The 4714-nt window shown below is 59.2% G+C and carries 5 protein-coding genes; all 5 read right to left on the reverse strand.

Features of this window, described 5'->3' with window-relative positions:
• Positions 1–86: 86 nt before the first annotated feature.
• On the reverse strand, positions 87–413 hold the full coding sequence (locus EN939_RS21405; protein ID WP_236382855.1) for a hypothetical protein: 327 nt from the start codon (positions 411–413) through the stop codon (positions 87–89).
• 767 nt (positions 414–1180) lie between these two features.
• The gene (locus EN939_RS21410) at positions 1181–1615 is read right to left on the reverse strand and encodes a hypothetical protein (protein WP_127269562.1); all 435 of its coding nucleotides are present in this window, start codon (positions 1613–1615) and stop codon (positions 1181–1183) included.
• A 56-nt stretch (positions 1616–1671) separates the two neighbouring features.
• Complete coding sequence (locus EN939_RS21415) at positions 1672–2814, reverse strand: glycosyltransferase family 4 protein (RefSeq protein ID WP_127269563.1); 1143 nt, start codon at positions 2812–2814, stop codon at positions 1672–1674.
• Positions 2811–3932, reverse strand: a complete 1122-nt coding sequence (locus EN939_RS21420; protein WP_127269564.1) for a glycosyltransferase — start codon at positions 3930–3932, stop codon at positions 2811–2813. Before EN939_RS21420 ends, EN939_RS21415 begins: the two co-directional genes overlap by 4 nt.
• A 12-nt stretch (positions 3933–3944) precedes the next feature.
• A partial coding sequence (locus tag EN939_RS21425; protein ID WP_127269565.1) for a class I SAM-dependent methyltransferase occupies positions 3945–4714 on the reverse strand: 770 nt, incomplete at its 5' end.

Raw genomic sequence — 4714 nt, forward strand, 5'->3', positions numbered from 1 at the left:
GAACAATATGGTTAACAAACCCAATAAACCAGCCAGCCCGCCTATCCAGACCTTTCTCTACAGCGGCCGATGCCGCCATATCTTCGTCAGCGGCTGACGCCGTTGTCGTCATCCTGCGTCGCCGCGAGCACGCCAGACGTCAGAAGCGCCCCGGCGAAAATCGCCTCCGGCGGACCGAACCCGGCGCCGCCGCCGGAGGGCTGAATAGCAGCCGTCTGCTCAGAGCCGACAAGCTTGAGGCAAATGTTGTTGCCAAGGCGGGAAACGTCGAGGCTCGAATTGGCCGAAACCTCCAGATTGCAGCCGCCGACCAGAACGGAGGCCGCGCCGTTGGCGCCAACCACCACACGGCTGCCGAAATCGAGCGCGCTTCCAACCTTGGCAGCGCCATAGCCCGCCGTCTGCGACACCATCACATCACCGGTGGCGGAACGGATGGATCCGATCGGGTTTGCCGAACCTTGATAGGGTGTCGCGCAGCTGCACGAAGCATCCTGGGCAAACGATGAAGCTGAACCAAACCCGATTGACACGACAAATACGGCAAGCGCAGTTTTAACCACAAGGCTCATCAGTCTTCGATCCCTTCTTGCTGCACCACTTCAGACGCACCCAGTCAAAGGCATTGCATCAGCGCGTACCAGTTTTTGGCCACAATTCCAACCTGTTTCGCGCGCGCGAGGCGATTTAAGCTGACGCGTGTCTGTCCAAGCACAGTACTTTAGCCAGATCGCATTAATAGTTTTCGACTACCTGTCACAGGTTTCTTACCATCGGGCAAAAATTTGAGCTCTCCTTTCCGCGGTGACTGGCTCGATAAGCTTTGACCAAGCTGAGCGCGCCAAACCTTTCGCCAGCCACCTAATATATTGAATTATCGATACATTTTTCGGTAGATACTCCTTGATGGCAGCCGCGCGATTTCGACCATTGGTCGTGCTGACAGCATGTAATTCGAGATCGGCTCGATACCAATCGCGGCCAACGGGGTAGGTGGCCGGCTCGGCTACCCATTTCTCATCTATCGGCCATAGAGATCTGGCTCCATGCCCCCACCTCGATCAAGAACCGGCATACCCAATAAAGGACCCATAAATACCCAAATGCGGGCGCCGGCCAGCTTGAGAACAAGACCCACTCACTTCGCCGCAAGAGCCTCCGGTCTGTACTGGCGACCTGCTCAGCAAGGTTTGTACGTTGCGCCGGCCTGAACCGGCTGGCCGCAGAGAATTCCGCCCTGCGTAAGTATGGTGGCCAAATCTTCCCCCTCAGCCGTCAGGCACTGCACAACAAGGGTATCGCCAACCCTGGAAGCGATCTTGCCGTCGCAAGGTGTTCCGGAACCGACAGGTTTGCAGGCCAGGACGAGCCCCTGGTAGTCTCGGCGCGCCGCTTCCGTCACCAGGAGGCGCATGGCCTGAGGCCTGGAAAACGCCGCCCCGCACAGCAGGATCTTGCGACCGCCGACACGCAGATCATCGACCGATGGAATGGAGAGCTTGCCTTCAAACGGCTTGAGCTCGGCTACCGGCTTCGCGGGGGACGGGCCGCCCCTCTGCATCACGATGATGCCCAGAAAGCCAACACCAAACAAAACAGCCACGACGGCAAGCAACGCTATGTTCCTGACTGACAAAACCATCCTCCATCCGACCGGTGGGCCCGGTCCGCTCATTTCGTCGCAAGGGCGCTCAGTCTTTCTATCTGCTGCATGTACTTCTCGATGACGATCGTTTCCGAAAACTGCCGCTCGACCTTGTTTCTGCTCTGGGCCCCCATCCTGTCCCTGGACGAGTCGTCCAGCCGCGCAAACTCGACCATCTTGCTCGCAAGGTCATCAGAGTCCCTCACCTTGCATAGGAAGCCATTGACCGCGTGGTCCACCACTTCCCTGCATCCTGGCACGTCGGTTGCGATCAGCGGCTTGCCCATCGCAGCCGCCTCGAGCAGCGAGCGCGGCGTTCCCTCCCTGTAGGAGGGCAACACGACACAATCGGCGCCACGCATGAAAGGCCGCACATCGTCGGTGGAGCCGAGATATTCGACCAATCCCTCGCCAACCCATTTTTCCACGTGTTCGCGGCTGACCGCAGTCCGGTTTTCGACATCAAGAAAGCCGAGTAGCTGGAAACGCACTCCGGGCACCTCACGGCAAACCCGACGGGCCGCCGTGATGAACTCGCCGACACCCTTGTCCCAGAGAAGCCGGGCCACGAGAAGAAAGATGATGGCGCCAGACCCGGTGCGCGCTTCGGGCGAAGGGGCAAAACGCGCGAGGTCGATGCCGGAGCCAGGCAAAAGCGCGGTTCGATCCTTGCGAACCAGGCGTTCGTCGACGAACAGCATCCGGTCATCGTCATTCTGGAAGAAAACCATTTTGGAACGGGCCAATGCCACCCGGTACAAAGCCTTGGCAATCCTGAGCAGCAGACCACCGCGAACGAACGCTGTCCCCAATCCCGAAATGTTGTTGATGACGGGAATGCCGTTCAGATTGGCCGCGATGGAGCCGAACACATTGGGCTTGATCGTGAAGCCGACAAACACCAGCGGTCTCTCGCGCCGCAAGAGACGCCAGTAGCGCCACAGAAGGACCAAATCCCGCGACGGTGACGTGCCGGAATTGTCCATGTCGAGTTCGACATAGCGGCAGCCCATGGCCGCAATCAGCGGAGAATACTCGTCTCTCGGCGCGACGACGACCACGTCATAGCCGCGGCTCCGCAGCGCCTCGATCAGTCCCTTGCGAAAATTGACGACATTCCAGGATGTGTTTATCGAGACGACTATCTTGTTGCGAGCAACGGCCGTCATCGCTGCCCACCCGGATATGACGACGGCGCTCTCAACAGCATATCCGCAAACCGATCCGGCGATCTTTCCGACAAGGTCTTTCCGTACAAGGCCGACCGATCACCGCCTTGAATGATCTTCAGCAGTGCTTCCGCAATTTCCGACGCGCCAAAGCCGGCTGAAATCTCCAGGCCCGACAGCATGTCCAGATCTCCCGCACAGGGGGTGGTGACGATGCCGGGAATCCGGCAAGCCATCATTTCCAGAAGGACGTTGGGAAATCCCTCCGTCGCCGACGTGAGCATGCCGGCACGCGCTGCGCGAAACAGCGGAAACGGGTTGTCTCTCTGGCCGAGCAGATTTAGTCGCGAGGCCAGATCAAGCTTGCCGGCGCGGGCTCTCAACTCCGCTTCCATGGGGCCAGAGCCAACCATGGTCAGCTCATAATCCTCGCCGGTCCTTCGTCTGACTTCGGCCAGCACATCAACCGCGATCGTCGGACGCTTCACATCAATCAGCCGGCCGCACCAGACTATCTGCGGACGGCGGGAAAGTATCTCGGCGTCGTGCCCGGACAATGCTTCCATGGACATTTTGACGATGAGATCTTCGTCGACCGGGTTGGGCAAAGTACACAGCTTGGCGATTGCTCGCCGGGGCAATACGTCACGCAGGCGTTCATTCATATAGCTCGTTTGCGCGACTATCATGTCCTGGCTGCCATAGGCAGCATAGAGCGCCTTGTAAGCGAGCGCGCGAGGACCCTTGAAGCGATCCAGAAGTACCGTGGACTCGCGGGCGACCAGCCTATGGCTGCGGAGAAGTCCAACGCTTCGGGCGGCAGCCAGAAACGAGTTTACCCGTGCGTGGCTCGAGAACACCAAATCGTACCGACGCCGGATCAGCCGCGGGGCGAGCAAAAACTCGCTCATGGCCTTGCCGCCGCCAAAGCCGTAGCTGCACCGAATTCCGTCCTGGTGTGATCCAGCGGCCTCGCCCGCCGCCTGGCTACCCAAGAAGCCGATTTCGACGTCCCAGTCGGGTCGCCTCGCGAGTGCGCGCGCAACAAGTTTCAGGACGGTTTCGGCACCGCCTCTTCTGTCGAGCGGAATGGCGATCAGCGCGAGCTTCCTTTTCATGGCCGCGGGAACTCACTGTTTTCGCCGAAAGACATAGGCGTAGGTTTCAGCGGCATCCTTGCGGAGGAACAGGGCGGAAACGCCTAACCAGATGCGCCAGGCAAGAAAGGCCGGCACGAAAAAATAGAAGTAGGAGCTTTTCCAGAACAGACGGCGCTCGATAAGTTCCAGGTCGTTCCGTTTTGCGATTGTTTCGACGTCACTGGGCAAGCACTTGTCGTAGAAGGCCGGAAACCCGTCATGACCCATGCCCTTTTCAGGATAGATCGCAAAAAGCAGCCGTCGCTTCATCCCCTCCGGCAGGACCCGATTCAATCTGGCAAAAACGGCGTTGCGCGAGGGCGAGAAAATGGCAACCATGCCTCCCGGTTTCACGCAACTGGCAATGCCGCGCAGGGCTCCCTCGCCATCACGGACGTGCTCGAGCGTTGCCTGGCAAATGACGACGTCGGCATCGCCCCTCCCCCTAAACGAGGTAAGGTCCGCTTCAATCTCCTCGTCGTATATTCCGCGTGGCGCTTTCGACAACTCTTCCGCGTCGAGGTCGAGCCCAACGACAAAAAGCCCCAGGCGCCGCTTCTCCGAAAGACTGACGAACGGCCTGGCACCCCCGCCAAGATCGTAAACCCGTGCGTTTGAGGTAAGTAAGGGAGGTGCTATCTCCGTCGCAAAGGTCCGGTTGCCGTCGATGCGAAGGCGCCGCGGCAGAGCACTGTCCAGGAACTCGGAAATGGCCACATTCGTGCGAACAAACTTTCGCCATATCGACACTGCTTCACCAC

Origin of the sequence: Mesorhizobium sp. M7A.F.Ca.CA.002.05.1.1 (assembly GCF_003998335.1) — a bacterium.
In the GTDB taxonomy this organism is placed as follows: Bacteria; Pseudomonadota; Alphaproteobacteria; order Rhizobiales; family Rhizobiaceae; genus Mesorhizobium.

Excerpts from the sequence above, each read along its gene's own strand:
- EN939_RS21405 (WP_236382855.1), bottom strand. The coding sequence starts at position 413 with ATGGTGTCGCAGACGGCGGGCTATGGCGCTGCCAAGGTTGGAAGCGCG.
- EN939_RS21415 (WP_127269563.1), bottom strand. The coding sequence starts at position 2,814 with ATGACGGCCGTTGCTCGCAACAAGATAGTCGTCTCGATAAACACATCC.
- EN939_RS21420 (WP_127269564.1), bottom strand. The coding sequence starts at position 3,932 with ATGAAAAGGAAGCTCGCGCTGATCGCCATTCCGCTCGACAGAAGAGGC.